20 protein-coding genes are annotated in these 22,583 nt (G+C 66.9%); 4 read left to right on the plus strand and 16 right to left on the minus strand.

Translation table 11 applies throughout. The features are described from left to right. Nucleotides 1-72: 72 nt before the first annotated feature. Nucleotides 73-1,026, plus strand: coding sequence for a LysR family transcriptional regulator (locus H7F35_RS07960; RefSeq protein ID WP_187112373.1), 954 nt, complete (start codon nucleotides 73-75; stop codon nucleotides 1,024-1,026). Between the two features lie 30 nt (nucleotides 1,027-1,056). Here H7F35_RS07960 and uvrA read toward each other — a convergent pair whose 3' ends face one another. After that, nucleotides 1,057-6,906 carry an excinuclease ABC subunit UvrA gene (gene uvrA / locus H7F35_RS07965; RefSeq protein ID WP_187112374.1) on the minus strand — a complete coding sequence of 1,950 codons (5,850 nt, stop codon included), beginning with the start codon at nucleotides 6,904-6,906 and terminating at the stop codon, nucleotides 1,057-1,059. Nucleotides 6,907-7,092: 186 nt separating this feature from the next. Here uvrA and H7F35_RS07970 point away from each other — a divergent pair, with 186 nt between their 5' ends. Together H7F35_RS07970 and H7F35_RS07975 are read left to right on the plus strand one after the other, a co-directional pair. Beyond that, nucleotides 7,093-8,205, plus strand: coding sequence for an ABC transporter substrate-binding protein (locus tag H7F35_RS07970; protein ID WP_187112375.1), 1,113 nt, complete (start codon nucleotides 7,093-7,095; stop codon nucleotides 8,203-8,205). Between the two features lie 177 nt (nucleotides 8,206-8,382). Beyond that, on the plus strand, nucleotides 8,383-9,495 hold the full coding sequence (locus H7F35_RS07975; protein WP_187112376.1) for an ABC transporter substrate-binding protein: 1,113 nt from the start codon (nucleotides 8,383-8,385) through the stop codon (nucleotides 9,493-9,495). A 16-nt stretch (nucleotides 9,496-9,511) separates the two neighbouring features. Here H7F35_RS07975 and H7F35_RS07980 read toward each other — a convergent pair whose 3' ends face one another. The 13 genes from H7F35_RS07980 to H7F35_RS08040 all read right to left on the minus strand — a co-directional run bounded on the left by H7F35_RS07980 (nucleotide 9,512) and on the right by H7F35_RS08040 (nucleotide 20,902). Then, nucleotides 9,512-9,676, minus strand: coding sequence for a hypothetical protein (locus tag H7F35_RS07980; RefSeq protein WP_187112377.1), 165 nt, complete (start codon nucleotides 9,674-9,676; stop codon nucleotides 9,512-9,514). 118 nt (nucleotides 9,677-9,794) lie between these two features. Further along, nucleotides 9,795-11,489, minus strand: coding sequence for an MFS transporter (locus H7F35_RS07985; RefSeq protein WP_187112378.1), 1,695 nt, complete (start codon nucleotides 11,487-11,489; stop codon nucleotides 9,795-9,797). 180 nt (nucleotides 11,490-11,669) lie between these two features. After that, on the minus strand, nucleotides 11,670-12,317 hold the full coding sequence (locus tag H7F35_RS07990) for a 2-hydroxychromene-2-carboxylate isomerase (RefSeq protein WP_187112379.1): 648 nt from the start codon (nucleotides 12,315-12,317) through the stop codon (nucleotides 11,670-11,672). Then, complete coding sequence (locus H7F35_RS07995) at nucleotides 12,314-12,580, minus strand: DUF1289 domain-containing protein (protein WP_187112380.1); 267 nt, start codon at nucleotides 12,578-12,580, stop codon at nucleotides 12,314-12,316. Before H7F35_RS07995 ends, H7F35_RS07990 begins: the two co-directional genes overlap by 4 nt. Continuing rightward, the gene (locus H7F35_RS08000) at nucleotides 12,577-13,065 is read right to left on the minus strand and encodes a YbaK/EbsC family protein (RefSeq protein ID WP_187112381.1); all 489 of its coding nucleotides are present in this window, start codon (nucleotides 13,063-13,065) and stop codon (nucleotides 12,577-12,579) included. The genes H7F35_RS07995 and H7F35_RS08000 overlap by 4 nt, the downstream gene beginning before the upstream one ends. A 13-nt stretch (nucleotides 13,066-13,078) precedes the next feature. After that, nucleotides 13,079-13,726, minus strand: coding sequence for a homoserine/homoserine lactone efflux protein (rhtB, locus tag H7F35_RS08005; RefSeq protein WP_187112382.1), 648 nt, complete (start codon nucleotides 13,724-13,726; stop codon nucleotides 13,079-13,081). A 25-nt stretch (nucleotides 13,727-13,751) separates the two neighbouring features. Continuing rightward, nucleotides 13,752-14,672 (minus strand): hydroxymethylglutaryl-CoA lyase, encoded by a 921-nt coding sequence (locus tag H7F35_RS08010; protein WP_187112383.1) that lies wholly within the window; start codon nucleotides 14,670-14,672, stop codon nucleotides 13,752-13,754. A gap of 179 nt (nucleotides 14,673-14,851) precedes the next feature. Further along, on the minus strand, nucleotides 14,852-16,021 hold the full coding sequence (locus tag H7F35_RS08015) for an acyl-CoA dehydrogenase family protein (protein ID WP_187112384.1): 1,170 nt from the start codon (nucleotides 16,019-16,021) through the stop codon (nucleotides 14,852-14,854). Then, nucleotides 16,018-17,244: a CaiB/BaiF CoA transferase family protein gene (locus H7F35_RS08020; protein ID WP_187112385.1), complete on the minus strand. Its 1,227-nt coding sequence runs from the start codon at nucleotides 17,242-17,244 to the stop codon at nucleotides 16,018-16,020. The genes H7F35_RS08015 and H7F35_RS08020 overlap by 4 nt, the downstream gene beginning before the upstream one ends. 148 nt (nucleotides 17,245-17,392) lie before the next feature. Continuing rightward, a complete protein-coding gene (locus H7F35_RS08025) occupies nucleotides 17,393-18,409 on the minus strand; it encodes a Bug family tripartite tricarboxylate transporter substrate binding protein (protein ID WP_187112386.1) in 1,017 nt (338 codons plus the stop codon). 27 nt (nucleotides 18,410-18,436) lie between these two features. Beyond that, nucleotides 18,437-18,835 (minus strand): cupin domain-containing protein, encoded by a 399-nt coding sequence (locus H7F35_RS08030; protein WP_187112387.1) that lies wholly within the window; start codon nucleotides 18,833-18,835, stop codon nucleotides 18,437-18,439. Beyond that, a complete protein-coding gene (locus H7F35_RS08035; RefSeq protein ID WP_187112388.1) occupies nucleotides 18,832-19,581 on the minus strand; it encodes an IclR family transcriptional regulator in 750 nt (249 codons plus the stop codon). The genes H7F35_RS08030 and H7F35_RS08035 overlap by 4 nt, the downstream gene beginning before the upstream one ends. Nucleotides 19,582-19,981: 400 nt before the next feature. Next, nucleotides 19,982-20,902: a 2-hydroxyacid dehydrogenase gene (locus H7F35_RS08040; RefSeq protein WP_187112389.1), complete on the minus strand. Its 921-nt coding sequence runs from the start codon at nucleotides 20,900-20,902 to the stop codon at nucleotides 19,982-19,984. A 94-nt stretch (nucleotides 20,903-20,996) separates the two neighbouring features. Here H7F35_RS08040 and H7F35_RS08045 point away from each other — a divergent pair, with 94 nt between their 5' ends. Next, entirely contained in the window at nucleotides 20,997-21,311 is a 315-nt protein-coding gene (locus H7F35_RS08045; RefSeq protein ID WP_187112390.1) for an EthD family reductase, read from the plus strand. Between the two features lie 9 nt (nucleotides 21,312-21,320). Here the strand turns inward: H7F35_RS08045 and H7F35_RS08050 are convergent, their stop codons facing one another. Both H7F35_RS08050 and yfcF read right to left on the minus strand, forming a co-directional pair. Next, nucleotides 21,321-21,899 carry a hypothetical protein gene (locus H7F35_RS08050; RefSeq protein ID WP_187112391.1) on the minus strand — a complete coding sequence of 193 codons (579 nt, stop codon included), beginning with the start codon at nucleotides 21,897-21,899 and terminating at the stop codon, nucleotides 21,321-21,323. Nucleotides 21,900-21,933: 34 nt separating this feature from the next. Then, nucleotides 21,934-22,560, minus strand: a complete 627-nt coding sequence (gene yfcF, locus H7F35_RS08055; RefSeq protein WP_187112392.1) for a glutathione transferase — start codon at nucleotides 22,558-22,560, stop codon at nucleotides 21,934-21,936. Nucleotides 22,561-22,583 lie beyond the last annotated feature (23 nt).

Below are 22,583 nucleotides of genomic sequence, written 5' to 3' on the forward strand. Positions count from 1 at the left end.
ATTATGTTGACGCCATCGATCGGTTTCCAATAGATTCATCGCCACACCCATAAGCAGAATCAATACCGCCCGATGCCCACGGTCACGCCCGCCTCCTCGGTTCTGTACGCCCGCCTGCTCGCCAAGGGGCGCCTGCGGCACCTGCAACTGCTGGTGTCGATTGCCGATTCGGGCGGCGTCCGGCGCGCGGCCGAGCAGATCGGCATGAGCCAGCCAGCGGCGACGCAGGCGCTCGGCGACATCGAGGAACTGCTCGGCACGCCGCTCTTCGAGCGCCATGTGCGCGGCATGCGGCTCACGGCTGCCGGGCGCGCCGTGGTCCCCATGGCCCGCAACACGCTGAGTGCCTTGCGCGCCTCCGCCGACACGGTGCACGCGCTGCAGGCGGGCGCAAGCGGTGTGCTGCGCGTGGGCGCCATTCCTGCGGCCGCATCGGGCCTGCTGTGCCGCATACTGCCCGCGTTCGGCGCACGCCATCCGGGCCTGCGCATCGAAGTGCTGGAGGCGCCCGGCGAGCAGTTGCAGGCCGACGTGATGTCCGGCCGCGTCGACCTGGCGCTGTGCCGGCGGCCGACTGAAACGCCGGCGCCCTGCATGTTCGAGCCCCTTGCGCCGGACGTGCCCTGGATCGTGGCGGGCCGGCGCCATCCCTTGGCGCGCAAGCCAAGGCCCACGCTCGACGACCTGCGCGCCGCGCGCTGGACGCTGCCGGTTCAGGGACTGGGCGTGCGCGACGTCTTCGACGCGCTGTTCGACCCCGGCGCACCCGCGCCTGCGCTGCACCCGATCTCGACCACCTCGCTTCCGCTGGTGCTGGAGATCCTGCGCCGCGAGCGTGTGCTGTCGCTGGTGCCGCGCAGCCTGATCGAGCCCTTCGTGCAGTGGGGGCTGATCGCGCGCGTCGCGTTCGAGCTGCACAGCGAGTTCGAGGGCATCGGCGTGCTGCGGGGCCCCCAGAGCGACAGCCAGGCCGTGGTGGCATGCCTCGAAGCGCTGCGCGAGGCGGCGCAGGCGCCCATCGCCTGAACCGCCCGCGCGCCCCTCAAGGCCGGCAAGTCAGCGTGCCAGCACCGGCGCCAATGCCACGCCGGTGTGCGTGCCCAGCCGCACCACTTCTTCAGGCGGCGCCGCCGCCACGATGCGCCCGCCGGCGTTGCCGCCTTCGGGCCCGAGGTCGATGATCCAGTCGGCCTCGGCGATCACGTTGAGGTCGTGCTCGATCACGACCACGCTGTGGCCGCCGTTCACCAGCCGGTGCAGCACGTGGATCAGCTTCTCGACGTCGGCCATGTGCAGGCCCACGGTCGGCTCGTCGAGCACGTAGAGCGTGTGCGGCGCCTTCTGGCCGCGGCGCGTGATGTCGTCGCGCACCTTGCTCAACTCGGTCACCAGCTTGATGCGCTGCGCCTCGCCACCCGACAGCGTGGGCGAGGGCTGCCCCAGCGTGAGGTAGCCCAGCCCCACATCCTTGAGCAACTGCAGCGGATGGCTGATGTTGGGCATGGCCGAGAAGAACTCGACCGCCTCGTCCACTTCCATCTTCAGCACGTCGCCGATGCTCTTGCCGCGCCAGCTCACGGCCAGCGTCTCGGGGTTGAAGCGCGCGCCGTGGCAGACCTCGCAGGGCACCTTCACGTCGGGCAGGAAGCTCATCTCGATGGTCCGCACGCCCGCGCCGTCGCAGCCGGGGCAGCGGCCTTCGCCGGTGTTAAAGCTGAAGCGCGCCGGGCCGTAGCCGCGCGCCTTGGCTTCGAGCGTGTCGGCAAAGAGCTTGCGGATGGTGTCCCAGAAGCCGATGTAGGTGGCCGGGCAACTGCGCGGCGTCTTGCCGATGGGGGTCTGGTCGACTTCGAGCACGCGGTCGATGACTTCATAGCCATCGACGCTGCTGCAGCCGGCCCAGGCCGGGCGCTTGCCGGCGGCGTCCGCATCGCGGCCCGCCTTGGTCATGCGCTGGATGACGATGGCCTGCACGTTGGCCAGCAGCACGTCGCGCGCCAGCGTGGACTTGCCCGAGCCGCTGACGCCAGTGACCACCACGAGGCGGTGCAGCGGGACCGTGGCGGTGATGTCCTGCAGGTTGTGCAGATCGGCGCTGTGCACGGTGAGCCAGGCATTGGCATTTGCCCCCTCCCCCTCTGGGGGAGGGTTGGGGTGGGGGCTAGCGGCGCTCGAACGGCCAGTGGTCTTCTTGGAGGCCGTCGTGCCCCCACCCCGGCCCTCCCCCGGAAGGGGAGGGAGAGGGACAAGACGCCGCGCCTGCAGCGGATGTCTGATCGCATCCCGCAGGTAGCGCCCGGTCTGCGATTCGCCCGCCGCCTCGATGTCGGCCACAGAACCCTCTGCCACCAGCCGCCCGCCGCGCTTGCCCGCGCTCGGCCCGATGTCGATGATGTGATCGGCCCGGCGGATGGTGTCTTCGTCGTGCTCCACAACCACCAGCGTGTTGCCCTTCTCGCCGAGCTTGTGCAGCGCGTTCAGCAGGATCTGGTTGTCACGCGCATGCAGGCCGATGGTCGGCTCGTCGAGCACGTAGCACACGCCCTGCAGGTTGCTGCCGAGCTGCGCCGCCAGGCGGATGCGCTGGGCTTCGCCGCCGCTCAGCGTGGGCGCGCCACGGTCGAGCGTGAGGTAGCCCAGGCCCACCTCTTCGAGAAATTCGAGGCGGCTCTTGATTTCCGGCACCAGGTCGCGCGCGATCTCCGCTTCGCGGCCCTTGAGCACCAGCCCCTCGAACCACTGGCGCACCTCGGTCACGCTCATGCGCGCCAGCTCGGTGATGCCGATGCCGCCCGAGCCGTCGGCCAACGCGGCGCCGAAGCTCACTGCGCGTGCCGTGGCGTTCAGGCGCGTGCCCTGGCAGGTCGGACAGGCGGTGTCGGCCAGGTCTTCGATCTCGGGTTCGGCGAAGGTCTGTTCGCGGCCCTTGTTGTCGTCGTCGCGGATGGAGTCGTCGAAGACCTTGCGCTGGTCCTTGCTGAGCTTGACGCCGGTGCCCACGCAGTCGGGGCACCAGCCGTGCTTGCTGTTGTAGCTGAACAGGCGCGGGTCGAGTTCGGCGTAGCTGGTGCTGCAGATCGGGCAGGCGCGCAACGTGGAGAACACGTTGACGCGGCCGATGCCAACGGCCGACACGCCGGCCATCATCGCGGCGCGCAGGCCGTCGAGATTGCTCAGCACATGCACCACGCCCTTGCCGTGCTCGAGCGCCCGGGTCAATGCCTCGCGCAGTTCGTTTTCTTTCGAGGGCAGCACGTCGAGGCTGGCCACCGGCAGTTCGATGCTGTGCTCCTTGAAGCGGTCGATGCGCGGGAAGCCGGTGGTCGGCAAAAAGTCGCCATCCACGCGCAGGTGCGTGAAGCCGCGCGGCCGCGCCCAGTCGGCCAGCTCGGTGTACACGCCCTTGCGGTTGCTCACCAGCGGCGCGAGCAGGCCGATGTGCTGGCCCTTGAAGTTGCGCATCAGCTGCGCCGCGATGCTGTCGGGCGTCTGCGGCTGCACGGCCGCGCCGTCGTGGATGCAGTGCTGGATGCCGAGCTTCACGTACAGGAGGCGCAGGAAGTGCCAGACCTCGGTGGTGGTGCCCACCGTGCTCTTGCGGCCGCCGCGCGACAGGCGCTGCTCGATGGCCACGGTCGGCGGAATGCCGTAGACCGCATCGACCTCGGGCCGGCCAGCCGGCTGCACGATGCTGCGCGCATAGGCGTTGAGCGATTCGAGATACCGGCGCTGCCCTTCGTTGAACAGGATGTCGAAGGCCAGCGTCGACTTGCCCGAGCCGCTGACGCCCGTCACCACGCTGAACTTGCCGCGCGGGATGTTCACGCTCAGGTTCTTCAGGTTGTGCTCGCGCGCGTTCACGATCTCGATCGCGTTGCTGCCGGGCGCCGTCTTGGCGTTGGCGATGTAGCGCCGTGCCGCACGCTCGGCCACCTTGTAGGCCTCGGGGCCGATGGCGAGTTCGTAGTCGGCCAGCGCCGCACCGGTGAGCGATGCGCGGTTCTCGCGCAGTTGCTCGGGCGTGCCTTCGGCCACCACCAGGCCGCCGCCCTCGCCGCCTTCGGGGCCGAGGTCGATGCACCAGTCGCTGGCGCGGATCACGTCGAGGTTGTGCTCGATCACCACCAGCGAATGGCCGGCGTCGAGCAGCTTGCGCAGCGCGCGCATCAGGCGCGCGATGTCGTCGAAGTGCAGGCCGGTGGTCGGCTCGTCGAACAGGAACAGCGTGCCCTTGCGCGCGAGCGACTGCTTGCTCGATGTCGCGCTCTTCACCGCTTCCGCAAGGAAGCCGGCGAGCTTCAGGCGCTGCGCCTCGCCGCCGCTCAGCGTGGGCACGGGCTGGCCGAGCTTGACGTAGTCGAGCCCCACGTCGGAGATCGGCTGCAGCACGCGCAGCACGTCGCGGTCGGCGTCGAACACCACGGCCGATTCGGCCACGGTAAGGTCGAGCACGTCGGCCACGTTGTAGGTCTTGCCCTTGCGCTCCACGCGCACTTCGAGGATTTCGGGGCGGTAGCGCTTGCCGTCGCAATCGGGGCAGCGCAGGTACACGTCCGACAGGAACTGCATCTCGACGTGCTCGAAGCCCGAGCCGCCGCAGGTCGGGCAGCGCCCGTCGCCGGAGTTGAAGCTGAACTTGCTCGCGGTGTAGCCGCGCTGGCGCGAGAGCGCGGCGGTGGCGAAGATTTCGCGGATCGCGTCCCATGCGCCCACGTAGCTCGCGGGGTTGGAACGCGCGGTCTTGCCGATGGGCGACTGGTCGACAAACACCACGTCGCCCAGGTGATCCGCGCCGAGCATGCGGTCGTGCGCCCCCGGCGTTTCCGTGGCTTTGCCGAAGTGGCGCATGAGCGCGGGCGCCAGCACGTCCTGAATGAGCGTCGACTTGCCGGAGCCGCTGACGCCGGTCACGCACACGAGGCGCGCGAGCGGAAACTCGACGGTGATGTTCTGCAGGTTGTGCTCGCGCACACCCTCCAGGATGAGCCGGTGCGTGTTCTCGCTCACCAGCCGCTTGAAGCCCATGCCGATCTTCTTGCGCCCGCCGAGATAGTGGCCGGTGAGCGTGTCGGCATCGCGCAGTTGGTCGGTGGTGCCGTCGAACACGATCTGCCCGCCGCGGATGCCGGGGCCGGGGCCCATGTCGATCACGCGGTCGGCCGCGAGCATCACGGCCGGGTCGTGCTCGACCACCACCAGCGTATTGCCGGCATCGCGCAGGCGCAGCATGGCCTCGGTGATGCGGTTCATGTCGCGCGGGTGCAGGCCGATGCTGGGCTCGTCGAGCACGAACAGCGTGTTGACGAGCGAGGTGCCCAGTGCTGTCGTGAGGTTGATGCGTTGCACTTCGCCTCCGCTCAGCGTGCGGCTCTGGCGGTCGAGCGTGAGGTAGCCGATGCCGACGTCGTGCAGGTAGCGCAGGCGCGTGGTGATTTCATCGAACAGCAGCTTGAGCGCCTGCGTGTCGCCTTCGTTCGCGCTGTTGCCGTTGCCGTGGCGCTCGACGCGATCGAAGAACCGCCGCAACCGCTCGATCGGCAACAGCATCAAATCATGCAGGCACAACCCCGGCAGCGCTTCGAGCTGCGCGCGCGTCCACTTCACCCCCGTCGGCATGAAACGCTTTTCGGGCGGCAGTACCGCGTCGGCGTCGTCCTTGCTGCCGATGCGCCAGATCAGGCTGTCGAGCTTCAGGCGCGCGCCGCTGCAGGTCGGGCATTGCGTGTAGCTGCGGTACTTCGACAAGAGCACGCGGATGTGCATCTTGTAGGCCTTGCTCTCCAGGTACGCGAAGAAGCGGCGCACGCCGTACCACTGCTTGTTCCAGTTGCCGTCCTTGTAGTTGGGCGTGCCTTCGATCACCCAGTGCTTCTGCTCGTCGGTGAGCTTGTTCCAGGGCGTGTCGCGCGGAATGCCGGCGGCCTCGGCGTGGCGCATGAGGTCGTCCTGCGCTTCTTTCCACGCGGGCGTCTGAATGGTCTTGATGGCGCCGGCACGCAGCGTGAGCTTGTCGTTCGGGATCACCAGGCCCAGGTCGACGCCGATCACGCGACCGAAGCCGCGGCAGGTGTCGCAGGCGCCGACGGCCGAGTTGAACGAGAACATCGACGGAATGGGGTCGGTGTAGCGGATGTCGCTCTCGGGGCAATGCAGCCCGGTGGAGAACTTCCACACATCGGGCGGCGTGGCCTCGTCGGCCGCGAGCGCATGCACCGTGACGCGCCCACTGCCGCGCTTGAGCGCCACCTCGATGGCCTCGACCACGCGCGCCCGCTCGCCGCTCGACACGCGGAAGCGGTCGGCCACCACGTCGAGCACCTTGCGCGGCCCGGTGGGCGTGGCCACCTCGCGCTCCGACTGCACCCGCGTGAAGCCGCTGGCCGACAGCCACTGCGTGACCTCGTCCGCCGTGGTGCCGGCGGGCAGCTCGACCGGGAAGGTGATGACCAGGCGCGGATCGCCCGCGGCCGCCGCGCGCTCGACAATCTGCGCATAGATGCTGTCGGGCGAATCGTGGCGCACCGGCAGCGCGGTCTCGCGGTCGAACAGATTGGCCGCGCGCGCGAACAGCAGCTTCAGGTGGTCGTTCAGCTCGGTCATCGTGCCGACCGTGGAGCGCGAGGAGCGCACCGGGTTGGTCTGGTCGATGGCGATGGCGGGCGGCACGCCTTCCACCTTGTCGACGGCCGGCTTGTCCATGCGGTCCAGGAACTGGCGCGCATAGGCGGAGAAGGTCTCCACATAGCGCCGCTGGCCTTCGGCATAGAGGGTGTCGAACACGAGGCTCGATTTGCCCGAGCCGCTGGGCCCGGTGACCACGGTCATCTCGCCTGTGCGGATGTCGAGGTCGAGGTTCTGGAGGTTGTGCTGGCGCGCGCCGCGAATCCGGATGGAGCCCTGTGTCATGGATGCCTTGGGGGGTGGGGCAAACATTCTAGGGAGTGGTCCGTGACGCGTTCGCGCAAGGGCCCACATGGTTGGTGGCCGCGCAGGGGTTTGTCTGGATGGCATTTCGGACACTTTCAGAAACAAATACGACGTTTGTTTGCACCCGTTTCCGCCGCCACTTGCGGCCCTTTCTGAAAGGTTTCCATGACGAAGACGCGCACGCTTTGCGCCGCCGCCCTGCTGGCCCTGACGGCCATGGGCGCATCGGCCCAGCTCCTGATCGGCCAGACCGCCGGCATGACCGGCTCGGTGGCCGCAAGCGTGAACGAGACCATCGGCGGCGCGCAACTGGTGATCGATGCGGCCAACGCACAGGGCGGCATCCACGGCGAGAAGATCGAGGTGCTGCGCATGGACGACGGCTTCGACGTCAAGCGCGCCAGCGAGAACGCACGCGTGCTGATCGAGGACAAGAAGGTGCTGGCGCTCTTCATGAGCCGCGGCACGCCGCATTCGCAGGCCATCATTCCGTGGCTCGACAAGTACGACGTGGCGCTCATCGGCCCGTCCACCGGCGCGATGGTGCTGCACAAGCCGCTGCAAAAGCATGTGTTCAACGTGCGCGCCACCTACCAGCGCGAAGCCGAGAAGGCGGTGCAGCACCTGTTGACCATCGGCCTGACGCGCATTGCAGTGATCTACGTGACCGACTCGTTCGGGCAGGACGCGCTCGAAGGCGCCATGACCGGCTTCACCAAGGGCAAGGCCAAGCCCATCGTGACGGTGCCGGCCGACCGCGACAAGCCCGACTACAAGACCATCGTGCCGGCCATCAAGGAAGCCAATGCGCAGGCCGTGCTGTGGATCGGCTCGGGCGTCGCGGTGGTCGATGGCATCAAGGCGCTGCGCGCCTCGGGCTCCGCGGCGCAGGTGGTCACGCTGTCGAACAACGCGTCGTCGGGCTTCATCAAGCAACTGGGCGATGCGAGCAAGGGCGTGATCGTGACGCAGGTGTTCCCGAGCGAGCGCTCGCTCGGCCAGCCGATGGTGAAGGAGGCGCTCGCACTCGCGCAGGCCAAGGGCCAGAAGGAACTGTCGCCGGCCGCGCTCGAAGGCTTCGCCTCGGCCAAGGTGCTGGTCGAGGCGCTGCGCCGCGCGGGCCCCAAGCCGACGCGCGCCAAGGTGGTGGCCGCGCTCGAAAGCATCCGGGGCTATGACCTGGGCGGCGGGCTGGAGGTGAGCTATTCGCCCACAGACCACAGCGGGATCGACTTTGCGGACCTGGCCATCATCAGCGACGGGCGGTTCAAGCGCTGAGCTGCAGCCCTCTTCGCCGCTCCGCACACGGCCCGCCCGGTCACCCGGCGGGCCGTTGCTTTTGGGACTCTGGAAACAATGGTTTGACAGGGTTTCCGCGAGCTAGTGAATGTCACTTCCAGCAACACATTACACACCTGTTGACAGAGGCCTTCGCCTCGCGAAAGGCTTTGCTTGATGAAGAAGACGTTCACGTCCTGCGCTGCTGCGCTTCTCCTGGCGGCTGCGGTTCCGGGCGCATCGGCCCAGATCCTGATCGGCCAGTCGGCCGACCTGTCGGGCCCGGTGGCGGCCAGCGTGAAGGAAACCATCATGGGTTCGCAACTGGTCATCGACCAGGTGAACGCCCAGGGCGGCATCAATGGCGAGCAGATCGAGGTGATCCGCATGGACGACGGGCTCGATGCCAAGCGTTCGCTGGAAAACTCGCGCGTGCTCATCGAAGACAAGAAGGTCGTGGCGCTGCTGCTGAACCGGGGCACGCCCAACACGCTCGCCATCATTCCGCTGCTCGACAAGTACGGCGTGGCGCTGGTCGGCCCTTCGACCGGCGCGATGGCGCTGCACAAGCCGCTGCAGAAGAACATCTTCAACGTGCGCTCGACCTACCAGCGCGAAGCCGAGAAGGCCGTGCAGCACCTGCAGACCACCGGCATCCAGCGCATTGCCGTGGTGCAGGCCGACGACTCCTTCGGCAAGGACGCGATGGAAGGCGCGAACAAGGGCTTCGAGAAAGCGAAGCTGAAGCCGGCTGTGGTCGCACTGGCCGACCGCAACAAGCCCGACTACAGCGTCATCGTTCCGCAACTGACCAAGGCCAATGCGCAGGCGGTGCTGTGGATCGGCTCGGGCACCGCGGTGACCGAAGGCATCAAGGCGCTGCGGGCCACGGGCTCGGCGGCGCAGATCATCACGCTGTCGAACAACGCGGCCTCGGGTTTCATCAAGGAACTGGGCTCGGCCAGCGCGGGCGTGATCATCACGCAGGTGCTGCCCTACGAGCGTTCGTTCGGCCATCCGCTCATCAAGGAGGCGCTGGCGCTCGCCAAGGCCAAGGGCCAGAACGACCTGTCGCCCGCACTGCTGGAAGGCTTCGTCGCCACCAAGGTGCTGGTGGAGGCGCTGCGCCGCACGGGCCCCAAGCCCACGCGCGCGAAGCTGATCGCCACGCTCAACAACTTCCAGTACGACGTGGGCGGCGGGCTCGACGTGAGCTATTCGCCGACGGATCACACGGGCATCGACTACGTCGACCTCTCGATCGTGAGCGACGGCCGCTTCAAACGCTGAAGAACGATCCCGCGCCTTACTTCGGCGCAGCCGGCGCAGGCACCGGCGTGGCGGCGGGCTCGTGCGTCGTCGCATCCACGCCGTGCTTCTCGCCCGACATGTCGACCTTGTCACCGGCCTTCGAGATCACGAACAAGGCGATGGCCGCGAAGATGACGAAGCCGACTGCAATCTTCCACATGGGGGTTGTCTCCTGGGTTGCTGATGATGCTGATGCGTTCAAGAAAAAGGCCTCATGCCGACTGGCATGAAGCCTCTTTGTTGAACGGAGGGCCTGCGCCCTCCGGTGCGGCTGAAGATCAGTCGTTGGCGTAGATGTCCACGTCCTTGGTCTCGCGGATGAACAGCGTGCCGATCACCAGCGTGATGCCCGCGATGATGATCGGGTACCAGAGGCCGTTGTACATGTTGCCGGTCGAAGCCACGATGGCGAAGGCGGTGGTCGGCAGCAGGCCGCCGAACCAGCCGTTGCCGATGTGGTACGGCAGGCTCATCGAGGTGTAGCGGATGCGCGTGGGGAACATCTCGACCAGCATCGCTGCGATCGGGCCGTAGACCATCGTCACCAGCAGCACCAGCCAGAACAGCAGCAGGATCGTCACCACCTTGTTGATCTTCGCGGGGTCGGCCTTCGCCGGGTAGCCCGCGACCTTCAGGTCTTCGGCCACGCCCTTCTTGAAGGCGGCGATTTCCTTGGCGGAGCCTTCGTCGAACTTGAGGTTCACGACGTTGCCGACAGGTGCTTCGACCGACTTGTCGCCGATCTTCACGATCGCCTTCGAGCCCGGCGCGCCGGCCACGTTCTCATAGCTAACCGAGTTCTGCACGAGGTAGCGCTTGGCGATGTCGCACGAGCTCTTGAAGTCGATCTCGCGGGCCACCGGATTGCCCTGGAACGAGCACGAAGCCGGGTCGGCCGTCACCGTGACGCCGGCCGTGGCTTGCGCACGGGCCAGGTCGGGGTTGGCGGCTTCGGTCAGCATCTTGAAGACCGGGAAGTACGTGACCACGGCCAGCAGGCAGCCGGCCATGATGATCGGCTTGCGGCCGATCTTGTCGGACAGCGTTCCGAAGATCACGAAGAAGGGCGTGCCCAGCAGCAGCGCCGCGGCAATCATCAGGTTGGCCGTGGTCGCATCGACCTTCAGCTGTGCCGTCAGGAAGAAGAGCGCGTAGAACTGGCCCGAGTACCAGACCACCGCCTGGCCTGCCGTGAGGCCGACCAGCGCCAGGATCACGATCTTCAGGTTCTTCCACTCGCCGAAGGATTCGGACAGCGGCGCCTTCGAGGTCTTGCCCTCGGCCTTCATCTTCTGGAAGGCCGGCGACTCGCTCAGCGACAGACGAATCCACACCGAAATGCCGAGCAGCAGGATCGACACCAGGAACGGAATGCGCCAGCCCCAGTCGTTGAACACCGCTTCGCCCATGAACTCGCGCACGCCCAGGATCACCAGCAGGCTCAGGAACAGGCCCAGCGTTGCCGTGGTCTGGATCCACGAGGTGTACGCACCGCGCTTGCCGTGCGGCGAGTGCTCGGCCACGTAGGTGGCGGCACCGCCGTACTCACCGCCGAGCGCCAGGCCCTGCAGCATGCGCAGCGCGATCAGGATCACCGGCGCCGCGACGCCGATGGTCGCGTAGCTGGGCAAGAGGCCGACGATGAAGGTCGACAGGCCCATGATCAGGATCGTCACCAGGAATGTGTACTTGCGCCCGATCATGTCGCCCAGGCGGCCGAACACGATGGCGCCGAACGGACGCACCAGGAAACCGGCAGCAAACGCCAGCAGCGCGAAGATGAACCCGGCGGCCGGATCCAGGCCACTGAAGAACTGCTTGGCGATGATCGCGGCGAGCGAACCGTAGAGGTAGAAGTCGTACCACTCGAACACGGTGCCGAGCGAGGAGGCGAAGATGACTTTCTTCTCCTCCGCTGACATGGGCCGGGGGGCCGGATGCGGCACTCCCCGTGAATCTAGTGTGGCTGCCATTGGTCGTCTCCTGGTTGTATGCGTTCATGCGGTTCCCCGATTCCGGAGACCGTGAAGCATTCTTGGAGGCCTGACTGACCCGAGGCTTTCGCGAAACTGAACCGACGCTTACGGATTAGGGTGAAACCCGCGCGGTGCGTTTCAGCCTGTAAGAAATCGGGCCCTTGCCCGGGTTTTTACTCAGCCCTGTTTGCTGCTGCGCAGCAGAGACGGACGCTGGTCTGCCGCAGTCCATTGCGGACCGTCGAACCACGCATCGCCGGCCAGGTACGCGCGCAGCATCGCAAGGCCGTCGAAGCCCCAGAACAGGCGGCCATCGACGACATAAGCAGGAGTGCCGAACACACCGAGCGCCAATGCTTCGTCGGTGTTGCGCTTGAGCAGGGCCTTGCTCTCGTCGCTGCTGGCCTCGCGCTTCGGGTTCAGTTGTGCGGCCAACGCGGCAAGGCGCGTGGCATCGCCGGCTTCTTCGCCGCCGCGCCACACGTTGCGCAGGATGGTCTCGGCCACGAGGCGGCTGATGCTGCCGTCGTCGCCGCTCGACACCGCGAGCCGCAGATGCGGCAGCGGGTTGTAGGGGTGCGAGGCCGGCATCTCGATGGGGATGCCATGGGTGTGGCCCAGCCACAGCACGTGGCGATAGGTCCAACTGCGCTTCGACGGAATCTCCGCCGGGCCGAGCTGGCCGTGCTGCTTGAGCAGCGCGCCGAGCAGCACCGGCTTGTAGGCCACGCTGTAGCACAGGCCTTCGAGCGCCTCGGGCAAATGCTCGAACGCGAGGTGCGCGTAAGGCGAGATGAAGTCGAGATAGAAATCGATGTGCTTCATGCGTGGGTGTCTCCGGATTCTTCCGGGATGCGCCAGATGCCGGCCCGGGCCCGCAACTCTATCGCGCGCCACACGTTGCGCCGCGCGTCGTCTTCCATCTTGCTCCAGCCCGCGATCTCGGGGATGGTGCGCAGGCATCCTTCGCAGAAGCCGCTCAGACGGTCCATGCGGCAGACCGAGGTGCAAGGCGACGGGACGTCTTCGGGCAAGTCGCGCACGGCCACCGCGCGATCGGCCAGCGTCTCGGCTTCCGCGAAATTCACACCACGTCCGCCACCGGCGCGCCGGTGAGCGTTTCAAGGTCTTGCGGCTTGAGCTGGAACACCGCATGCGGATGACCCGCAGCAGCCCAGATTTCCTCGAAGCGGAACAGCTCGCGATCGATCAGCACCACGGGCTTGGTCACGTGCCCGACCGGCGACACGCCGCCGATGGTGAAGCCGGTGCGTGCCTTCACGAACTCGGCATCGGCGCGGCCGGTCTTGCCGACCAGCGCATCGACCTTCTTCTCGTCGACCCGCTTGTCGCCCGAGGTGATGACCAGCACCGCCACCTCGTCGCTCTTGCGGCGGAAGATGATGCTCTTGGCGATCTGACCGACCGAGATGCCGAGCGCATCGGCCGCCTGCTGCGCGGTGCGGCAGGCGTCGTCGAGCATGCGCGGCGAATGGGGATGGCCGGCATCCTGCAGCACACGGGAGACGCGCTGGACGCCTTCGGGGAGCGAGTGGAGTTCAGAGCCGCACATGGGTTTGAATCTATCAGGCACTGCGCTTGAACATGAACAGGAATGCGCCCATCGCCATCAGCACGCCGCCGAAGACGCGGTTCTGCGCACGCCGGGCGCGCACGCTGCGCAGCATGCCCTGCAGGCGCGCGGCCAGCCAGGCGTAGCCGTGCATCACGGTCACATCGACCATCACCGTCGTGGCCAGCAGCACCAGCAGTTGCAGCCACAACGGCCGCGTCGGCTGAATAAACTGAGGCAGCACGGCGGCCATGAAGACGATGCCCTTGGGGTTGGTCACGTTGGTCAGGAAGCCGCGCAGCACGCGCTGCGGTGCCGTGAGGCCGGGCTCGCGCGCCGATTCGGGCGCACCGCCGTCCGCTGTTGCCACGGCCGCGACAGGCGCTCGCCATTGCCGCCAACCCAGCCACAGCAGGTAGCACGCGCCGACCACCTTGATCACCGTGAACGCGGTGGCCGAGGCGGTGAGCACCGCGCCCACGCCAAGACCGGCCACCAGCAGGATCACGGCCAGCCCCAGTTGCAGGCCGACGATGGTTGCCGTGGTGCGCCGCACGCCGTAGCTGAGCCCATGGCTCATGCTGAGCACCGCGCCCGAACCGGGCGATACCGCGATGACGCAACTGGCCACCAGAAATGCGAGCCAGACATGCAGGTCCACAAAAACTCCTGTGTGTGTAAGTGGCTCAGCCGGCCCGCTTGGTGCGGATGGCCTTCGACGCGCGCGAGTTCGGCTCGCGGCCCAGTGCCTCGCTGATGTACACGCCCGCGTCGATCAGCTTGTCGAGATCGATGCCGGTCTCGATGCCCATGCCGTGCAGCATGTAGACCACGTCTTCGGTCGCCACGTTGCCGGTCGCCCCCTTGGCGTAAGGACAACCGCCCAGGCCGGCCGAGGACGACTGGAAGTTCCACACGCCCATCTCGAGCGCCGCCAGCGTGTTGACCAGCGCCTGCCCGTAGGTGTCGTGAAAGTGGCCGGAAATGGCGGCTACATCGAAGTGCGCCAGCGTGGCCTCCATCGCCGCTTGCACCTTGCGCGGCGTACCCACGCCGATGGTGTCGGCCACGTCCACGCGCTGCACGCCAATGCCCTTCATCAGTTGCGCGAGGTAGCCGACCTTGGCCGGCGCGATCTCGCCCTCATAGGGGCAACCGACCGTGCACGACATCGCGCCGCGCACGCGGATGCCCTTCTCGAGCGCCGCTGCCACCACAGGCGCGAAGCGCTCGATGCTCTCGGCGATCGAGCAGTTGATGTTCTTCTGGCTGAAGGCCTCGCTCGCGGCGCCGAACACCACGATCTCGTCGGGCCACTCTTCGCGCGGCGCGGCGATGGCGGCCTCGAAGCCCTTCATGTTGGGCGTGAGCACCGAATAGCGCACACCGGGCAAGCGCCGGATGCCGTGCATCACCTCGGCGTTGTCGGCCATCTGCGGCACCCACTTGGGCGACACGAAGCTGGTGACCTCGATTTCCTTCAGGCCCGCGTCCTGCAGGCGGTGCACGAGGCCGATCTTGATGTCGGCGGAAACGGGCTGCTTTTCGTTCTGCAGGCCGTCGCGCGGGCCGACGTCGACGAGCTTGACTTGGGTGGGGAGTTTCATGGGATGTCTCTTGTGTCGCGGGAGGATGAAAAACCGCCGCCCATTGTCCGACACATGGAAATGCCCTGCTGGGTACACAAGTCGCGGAAGGTAGCAATGCGCGCCTGTGAGGTTGCAAATGGTGCCAGCCGCACGCCGCCGGGTGCGCGGCGCGTGCCCGCACCGGCGGCGGCGAAGGATCAGTACGACTTCGGCAGGCCCAGCGCCTTCTCGGCGATGAAGTTCAGGATCATCTGCGGGCTGACCGGTGCGATGCGCGGGATGTAGCTTTCGCGCAGCAGGCGTTCGACGTGGTATTCCTTCGCGTAGCCCATGCCGCCCAGCGTGAGCACGGCGTTCTGGCAGGCATCGTGCGCCGCTTCGGCCGCGAGGTACTTGGCGGCGTTGGCCTCGATGCCGCAGGGCTCGCCCGCGTCGTACAGCGTGGCGGCCTTGAACACCATCAGGTCGGCCGCTTCGAGGTTGGCCCAGGCGCGCGCCAGCGGATGCGCCACGCCCTGGTTCTGGCCGATGGGCCGGCCGAACACGACGCGCTCCTGCGCGTACTGCGAAGCGATGCGAAGCGCAGCGCGGCCGATGCCGATGGCCTCGGCCGCAATCAATATGCGCTCGGGGTTGAGGCCGTGCAGGATGTATTCGAAGCCGCGCCCTTCCTCGCCGATGCGGTCTGCTTCCGGCACTTCGAGCCCGTCGATGAAGAGCATGTTGGAGTCCACCGCCGCACGCCCGAGCTTGTGGATCTCGCGCACTTCGACCTTGCTGCGGTCCAGCGGCGTATAGAACAGCGTGAGGCCCTGCGTGGGTTTCTTCACCCGGTCGAGCGGCGTGGTGCGCGTGAGGATCAGCATGCGGTCGGCCACCTGCGCGGTCGAAATCCAGATCTTGCGGCCGTGCAGCAGGTAGCCACCATGCGGCTGGCGCACCGCCTGTGTCTTGAGGCTGGTGGTGTCCAGGCCCGCATCGGGCTCGGTCACGGCAAAGCAGGCCTTCTCGGTGCCGGCGATCAGCGGCGGCAGGAAGCGCTGGCGCTGTTCTTCCGTGCCGAACACCACCACCGGATTGAGCCCGAAGATGTTCATGTGCACCGCCGATGCACCCGACATGCCCGCGCCCGACGCGCTGATGGCGCGCATCATCAGCGCCGCCTCGGTGATGCCGAGCCCCGCGCCGCCCTGCGCCTCGGGCATGGCGATGCCGAGCCAGCCGCTCTGGGCCACGGCGCGGTGGAATTCGTGCGGGAACACGGCGCGGTCGTCATGGTCGCGCCAGTAGTCGGCGGGGAAGTCTTCGCACAGCCGTTCGATGGCCGCGACCAGCGAGCGCTGGTCTTCGTCGAGGGAGAAATTCATTCGCTGTTGTCCTTGGGTGGGTTCGGCTGCACGGTGATGCCGCGCGCGAGCATCCGGTCGATCTCTTCGCTCGCATAGCCCGCTTCGCGCAACAACTCGACGCTCTGCTCGCCGATGCGCGGCGTGGGGCGACGGATGGCGGCGGGCGTGGCGCTGTAGCGGCCGACCGGCGCGAGGGTGCGGATGCGGCCTTCGGTCGGGTGATCGAACTCGGGATAGAAGTCGACGGCGCGCAGGTGCGGATCGTCGAGCAGGCTTTCGGTGCTGTGCAGGCGCGCGACCGGAATGTCGGCGGCTTCCAGCACGGTCATCCATTCGTCACTGCCGCGCGTGGCCATCACCTCGGCCACGAAGGCGTAGACCGCACCGATGTTGGCGGCGCGCGCCGTGTGCGTACCGAACATCGGCGAGCTGCGCAGCTCGGGCCGGCCGATCACATCGAAGAAGGCCTGCCAGTGCTTGTCGTTGTAGATGAGCACGCTGAGGTAGCCGTCGGACGTGGCGTAGGGCTTGCGATGCGGCGCGAGCAGGCGCGCATAGCCGGTGGGGCCGAGCGGCGGCTCGAAGCTGTGGCCGCCGAGGTGGTCGCCCATCACGAACTGCGAGAGTGCCTCGAACATCGGCACTTCGACCGCCTGGCCCTGGCCGGTGCGCTGCGCATGCAGCACTGCCGCCAGCAATGCGATGGCCGCCTGCAGCCCCACCGCGCGGTCGGCCAGCGTGACGGGCGCATAGCGCGGCGCACCGCCGCTTTGCTGCGCGAACAGCGAAGCGACGCCGGCGGCGCCCTGGATCAGGTCGTCGTACGCGGGCTTGCCTGCATACGGTCCTTCTTCGCCGTAGCCGAAGGCGCCGAGGTAGACGATCTTCGGGTTCACCGCGGACACCGCCGCGTAGTCGAGCCCGAGCCGCGCCATCGCCTGCGGACGCGTGTTGTAGATCAGCGCATCGCAACCGGCTGCGAGCCGCAGGCAGGCCTCGCGGCCCTCGGGTTGCTTCAGGTCGAGCACGATCGAGCGCTTGTTGCGGTTCAGGTGCATCGCCATCGCGCCCATGCCTGCGTTGCGCATCGGCCCGACCGCGCGCAGGTTGTCGCCGGCGGGCGGCTCGACCTTGACGATGTCGGCGCCGAGATCGCCCAGCGTCTGCGTGGCGTAGGGGCCCATCACCACGGCGGTGAGGTCGAGGATGCGGATGCCTTGCAGAGGTCCGGAGATGTTCATGTCTTGGTCTTCGCTCCTTCCCCCTCTGGGGGAAGATTGGGATGGGGGCGGGCAGAGCGCTCGATGGGTACGCCGCTTTCCCCCACCCCTGCCCTCCCCCGGAAGGGGAGGGAGAAATTCAAACTCAAATGCAAATTCGACACCGCGCTCATTCGGGTTGAATGCCCGCGGCCTGAATCAGCTTCTTCCACTTCGCCAGCTCGGACACGGTGAACGCGCCCAGCTCTTCCGGCGTGCTGCCGAACGCATCGAAGCCCAGCTTGGCCACCCGCTCGCGAAACGCCGCACTGTTCGCCATGCCCGACAGAGCCTTGTTCAGCTTCAGCACGATGTCGCGCGGCGTGCCGGCCGGTGCGAACACGCCGTTCCACGAAGTGATGTCGAAGCCTTTCAGCTCCGGCGTATCGGCCAGCGGCGGCAGCTCGGGAAAGAGCTTGGTGCGTTCCTGCGTGGTGACGGCAATCGCGCGCATCTTGCCGGCCTTCACCGTGGCAAGGCCGGCGGCCAGGTCGACCACCATCATCGACACCTGCCCGCCGATCAGATCGGCGATTGCGGGCGGCGTGCTCTTGTAGGGCACGTGCAGCATGGGAATGCCGCTCATGCGCGACAGCGTGGCGCCGCACACGATGCCGGTGCTGTTGCCGCTCGCGTAGGTCAGCTTGCCGGGATGCGCGCGGCCCCAGGCCAGCAGCTCGGCCACGCTCTTGACCGGCAGGTCGTTGTTGACCACCAGCATGAACGGCAGGTTGCCCATGCGGCTGACGGGCGCGAAGTCTTTCACCGGGTCGTAGGGCAGCGACTTCATCAGGCTCGGATTGGCCGAGTGGGTGGTGTTGGTCGTCATGAACAGCGTGTAGCCGTCGGGTGCCGCCTTGGCCACCGCCTCCGCGCCGATCACGCCGTTGGCGCCCGCCTTGTTGTCGACGATGACCGAGCCCTTCAACGCCTCGCCGAGCATCAGCCCGGTGATGCGCGCCACCGCGTCGGTGCCGCTGCCGGCCGCGAAGGGCACGACGAGGCGGATCGGCTGCTTCGGGTAGCCGTCCTGCGCAAAGGCCCACGGCGCGGCGCTGGCAAGGCCTGTGGCGGCACTGATGGAAATGAAACGGCGGCGGCTTGCCACCACGACCGATTTCTCGGTCGCGTTCTTCGTTGTCTGCATGTTGCTTGTCTCCGGGTTGTTGTCGGTTCAGGGCCGGATCACGCGCTCCGGCGATTCTTCATACGGCGGGCTGTAGATCACCAGCACGCGCACCGGCTCGTCGCTCACCACCGTGAAGGTGTGCATGGCGTCGGCCGGGAAAAAGCAGCTGTCGCCGGGGCTCAGCTCCTGCCGCTGGCCGCCCACCTCGGCGACCGCGCGGCCTTCGAGCATGTAGCAGACCTGCTCGATGCCGGGGTGCGCATGCGGCAGCGCGCCCTTGCCCTTCTGGATGTGGCCCACCAGCACTTCGAGCTGTTTGGCACCCACGGTCTCGGGGCCGATCAAGCGCTTGTTCAGCGTGCCTGTGTGGTTGGCCGGGTGGTAGCCGGCGATGTCGGCTTCCCGGACGAAGTAGCGGGGTGCCGTGGCGGTGGTGGTGGTCATCGGGGGTTCTCTGTCTTGGGTTCGATCGCGAGGCAGGCGGAGCGCAGCATCGCGGCGATGTCTTCGATGCGCGCTTCCATGCGGTAGCGCGGGCCGGCGACCGAGATCGCATAGGCCTCGCCGCCGATGCGCAGCGGCCATGCGAGGCCGATGAGATCGGGAATGCTTTCGCCGAGATTGCCGTACCAGCCGCGCGCGGTGCCGCGCTGCAGTTCGGCTTCGATGGCATCGGCGGTGGTGAGCGTGGCGTCGGTCAGCGGCGCCAGCGTCATGCCGTCAAGCAGCTTGCGGCGGGCATCGGGCGCGAGCGTGGACAGCAGGGCGCGGCCCAGCGAGTTGGCATAGGCCGGGCGTGTTTCGCCGGATTCGGCGGAATAGCGGATGGCCTGCGGCGCGCTCAGCACTTCCAGGTAGACCACCTGGCTCGCATCGCGGAATTTGCCGAACACCACGGTTTCGCGCGCTGCGTCGCGCAGCTCTTCGAGCGTGGCCTTGACGCGGTCGAGCACCGGGTCATGCGCGGCGATGACCTGCGCCATCGCGAGCAGCCTGCCGGTCGGGTAATAGCCCTGGCGGCGGCCGGTTTCGTACATGTAGCCCTGCTCTTCGAGCGTGCGGATCAGGCCGAGGCAGCTCGACACGGGCATGTCGAGCAGGCGCGCCATTTCAGACAGCGCAAGGGGCTGCTTCTCCCGAGCGAAGAGCTCGACGATCTCGATCACGCGGAATGCAGTTTTCACAACCATGAATTAATTTTCACACTTGTGAAAAACAAAGCGATCAGGGTTTCCCCTGCCGATGCTTTTTTCGAGGCGCGCTTGTTTGAGGCGCTGCTGCTGTTCGGGGCGAGTGCGAATGACACCGGGTACTCCCCTCCGCGAATGTCCCCCGCTTCGCTCCTCCTTTATTTCGCTGCGGGGAGCACCCGGCGTCATTCGCACTGGGCACGCTCTGATTGATTCTGCGATCAACGACCGCTCTGACCAACGCTCACGTCGATACGGTGCTCTTTTTCGCGAAATAAAGGAGGAGCGAAGCGGGGGACATTCGCGAAAAAGAGCACCGTGTCGGCGTGAGCGTCGCCCTGAACAGCAGCGCCCCCAGCAAACAAACAACCGCCCCAACGGCGGTCAGTGACGTACCGAGTCAGTACCCGCGCGCAGGGTCGACCACACCGCTCACGGGCAGCCCCTGCTCCATCGCACGGATCTTCCCGGCGATCTGGGTGATGGACTCCTCGCGCAGCGTGCGCGCCGAGCCATGCGGCGTCACCGTGATCTTCGGATGCCGCCAGAAAGCATGTTCAGCCGGCAGCGGTTCGACCTGGAACACGTCGAGCGTGGCGCCTGCCAGTTCGCCAGCGTCGAGCATCGGGATCAGTTCCTCTTCCACCAGATGGCCGCCGCGCGCGATGCTGATGAGGTAGCCCTCGGGCAAAAGCCTGCCCAGCGTCTTGCGGTTCAGGATGCCCCGCGTCGCCTCGGTCAGCGGCAGCAGGTTGACCAGCACACGCGTGGACGACAGGAATTCGTCGAACTGCGCTTCGCCGCTGAACACCTGCACGCCATCGATGGCCTTGGCCGACCGGCTCCAGCCCAGCACCGGAAACTCGAACTGCGCCACCGCCTTGGCCACGCGCTCGCCGAGCACGCCCAGCCCCATGATGCCGACCGGAAAATCGCGGCGCAGCTTCGGCTTGCGGTAGCTCCAGCGCCCTTCGCGCGCATCGGCCTCGTAGACATCGAACTCGCGGAAATGGCGGATCAGCGTGTGGCAGACATATTCGGCCATCTGCACCGACATGCCGGCATCGTCGAGCCGCACGATGCGCGTGTGCGCCGGCACCTTCAGCTTGAGCAGTGCGTCAACGCCCGCTCCGATGTTGAAGAGGCCGCGCAGCTTCGGCTGCTCGTCGAGAAACTGCTGCGGCGGCGCCCAGACGACGCCATGGTCGGCCTGGGCCGCCCCGGGCTTCCAGGCTTCGATGACGGCATCGGGGAGTTCGGCCTGCAGGCCTTCGATCCAGGGGTCTGGGCGGTTGTCGGTGAGGTAGACGGTGATTCGCATGGCCCGAATCTTAGGGGGCGCCGGCTTGTTGTGCGGCGAGCCATCTCCTATGCTCGAACGTCACTCAACCCCGCACCCCAGGAGACGAACAACCATGATCAAAGTCAGCGTGATGTACCCCTACGTGGCCGATGCCCGCTTCGACCACGCCTACTACCGCGACAAGCACATGCCGCTGCTGAAGGCCCGCATGGGCGACGCCTGCCTCTCGTACACCATCGACAAGGGCCTGGCCGGCGGCGCGCCGGGGTCCACGCCCACCTACATCGGCATGTGCCACGTGTTCAGCGAATCCGTCGAGGCCTTCCAGAAAGCGTTCGGGCCGCACATGAAGGAGATCATGGGCGACGTGAAGAACTACACCGACATCGCGCCGGTGATGCAGATCAGCGAAGTGGTGGTGGGATAGCCGCGCGCGTCAGCTGATCCACGCCTGCTCGGTGGCGAGCAGGCGCCATATGCCGAATCGCCTGTGCAACAGCACGAAGAATCCACTGCCGCCCAGGCCACCGGATCTCACCGATGCGAAGAAGAGCGCCTGCGCCGCGCGCTCGTCGATTCCCACGCGTGAGAAGCGAACCAGGAGGCCACCGCCCGGATAGGCCTTGTGGAAATTCTCCCAGGCAACGCCGAGTTTTTTCGCACTGAAAATGCGGTCGATATCGCCCTCGCCGATCATTTGCCAGCGAATGTCCCGGCGCAGCAGATGCCCGGGTATCTGCAACGCCGAGGTCTCGGAGAGCACGCGGATGAAATCGTCGATCACCGCGCTTGTTGCCTCTGGCAAGCGGCTCGCCAGTTCCTTGCGGTCGGGTCCACTGGATATGAAGGCATCTGCGGTGATGGCCGTGGTCGACTCGATGACCAGCGTTCTGCGCGACGGCTCGCCGGGCGCTTGGGAATTCAGATAGGCCGCAATGGCTTCGCGCTCGATGCCGCGCATCGGCTCACTCAATGCGGACGATGACGCGAGCGTGCCGGCAAGAGCGGCAAGCACGGAGCGCCGGCTCGGAGCACGCGCGCCAGGCATGTCAGATCGGCACACGCGCCTGCTGAACCCAACGCTGGACAGACGGCCGTTGCCACTGCCGGCTCGCATACGACGCCAGCCTCTGAGGCACGGCATCCCCATTCAGCACCAGGCGATTCAGCATCAGCGCCAGGTCCACATCCGCGATGGACCACGCGCCGAACAGGTTCTCCGCATCAGCGGGAAGCAGGGCTTCCGCAAAATCGAAAAGCGTCTTCGCCGACGCCTGCGCGGCGGCGGACAGCGGCACGCTCGAAGGCCGGAAGAACACCACGTCGGTCGCACGCTCCTGCCGGATCGGCATCAGGTCGCTGCGAAGCCAGGCCTGCAACTGGCGCGCCCTCGCCCTGCTGCGCGGCTCCAACGGATACAGCGCAGTGCCCGGAAAGACTTCGTCGATGTACTCGGTGATCGCCGACGACTCCGAGAGCGCGAAGTCGCCATGCCGCAGCGTCGGCACGCGCTGCGTCAGCGACAGGTCTGAAAAGCCCGCCGCCCGATGTTCGAGCGCCCCAAGATCGACCGTCGACATCTCGAACGGCAACTCTTTTTCGTGCAGCGCCACGAACACCGACATGGCATAGGGACTCGTGAACTGGGCGTCCACGTAGAGGCGAAGCGGGTCCATCAAGGCAATCTCCTGCAAGGTAG

Origin of the sequence: Variovorax sp. PAMC26660 (assembly GCF_014302995.1) — a bacterium.
Classification (GTDB): Bacteria; Pseudomonadota; Gammaproteobacteria; order Burkholderiales; family Burkholderiaceae_C; genus Variovorax.

What these genes read in the sequence shown, in the direction of transcription:
- H7F35_RS08010 (WP_187112383.1), bottom strand. Translation starts at nt 14,672, where the DNA reads ATGAAACTCCCCACCCAAGTCAAGCTCGTCGACGTCGGCCCGCGCGAC.
- H7F35_RS08000 (WP_187112381.1), bottom strand. Translation starts at nt 13,065, where the DNA reads ATGTGCGGCTCTGAACTCCACTCGCTCCCCGAAGGCGTCCAGCGCGTC.
- H7F35_RS08025 (WP_187112386.1), bottom strand. Translation starts at nt 18,409, where the DNA reads ATGCAGACAACGAAGAACGCGACCGAGAAATCGGTCGTGGTGGCAAGC.
- H7F35_RS07990 (WP_187112379.1), bottom strand. Translation starts at nt 12,317, where the DNA reads ATGAAGCACATCGATTTCTATCTCGACTTCATCTCGCCTTACGCGCAC.
- H7F35_RS08040 (WP_187112389.1), bottom strand. Translation starts at nt 20,902, where the DNA reads ATGCGAATCACCGTCTACCTCACCGACAACCGCCCAGACCCCTGGATC.
- H7F35_RS08020 (WP_187112385.1), bottom strand. Translation starts at nt 17,244, where the DNA reads ATGAACATCTCCGGACCTCTGCAAGGCATCCGCATCCTCGACCTCACC.
- H7F35_RS07985 (WP_187112378.1), bottom strand. Translation starts at nt 11,489, where the DNA reads ATGGCAGCCACACTAGATTCACGGGGAGTGCCGCATCCGGCCCCCCGG.
- H7F35_RS08045 (WP_187112390.1), top strand. Translation starts at nt 20,997, where the DNA reads ATGATCAAAGTCAGCGTGATGTACCCCTACGTGGCCGATGCCCGCTTC.
- yfcF (WP_187112392.1), bottom strand. Translation starts at nt 22,560, where the DNA reads ATGGACCCGCTTCGCCTCTACGTGGACGCCCAGTTCACGAGTCCCTAT.
- H7F35_RS08030 (WP_187112387.1), bottom strand. Translation starts at nt 18,835, where the DNA reads ATGACCACCACCACCGCCACGGCACCCCGCTACTTCGTCCGGGAAGCC.
- H7F35_RS07960 (WP_187112373.1), top strand. Translation starts at nt 73, where the DNA reads ATGCCCACGGTCACGCCCGCCTCCTCGGTTCTGTACGCCCGCCTGCTC.
- H7F35_RS08035 (WP_187112388.1), bottom strand. Translation starts at nt 19,581, where the DNA reads ATGGTTGTGAAAACTGCATTCCGCGTGATCGAGATCGTCGAGCTCTTC.
- H7F35_RS08015 (WP_187112384.1), bottom strand. Translation starts at nt 16,021, where the DNA reads ATGAATTTCTCCCTCGACGAAGACCAGCGCTCGCTGGTCGCGGCCATC.
- H7F35_RS07970 (WP_187112375.1), top strand. Translation starts at nt 7,093, where the DNA reads ATGACGAAGACGCGCACGCTTTGCGCCGCCGCCCTGCTGGCCCTGACG.
- uvrA (WP_187112374.1), bottom strand. Translation starts at nt 6,906, where the DNA reads ATGACACAGGGCTCCATCCGGATTCGCGGCGCGCGCCAGCACAACCTC.
- H7F35_RS07980 (WP_187112377.1), bottom strand. Translation starts at nt 9,676, where the DNA reads ATGTGGAAGATTGCAGTCGGCTTCGTCATCTTCGCGGCCATCGCCTTG.
- H7F35_RS07975 (WP_187112376.1), top strand. Translation starts at nt 8,383, where the DNA reads ATGAAGAAGACGTTCACGTCCTGCGCTGCTGCGCTTCTCCTGGCGGCT.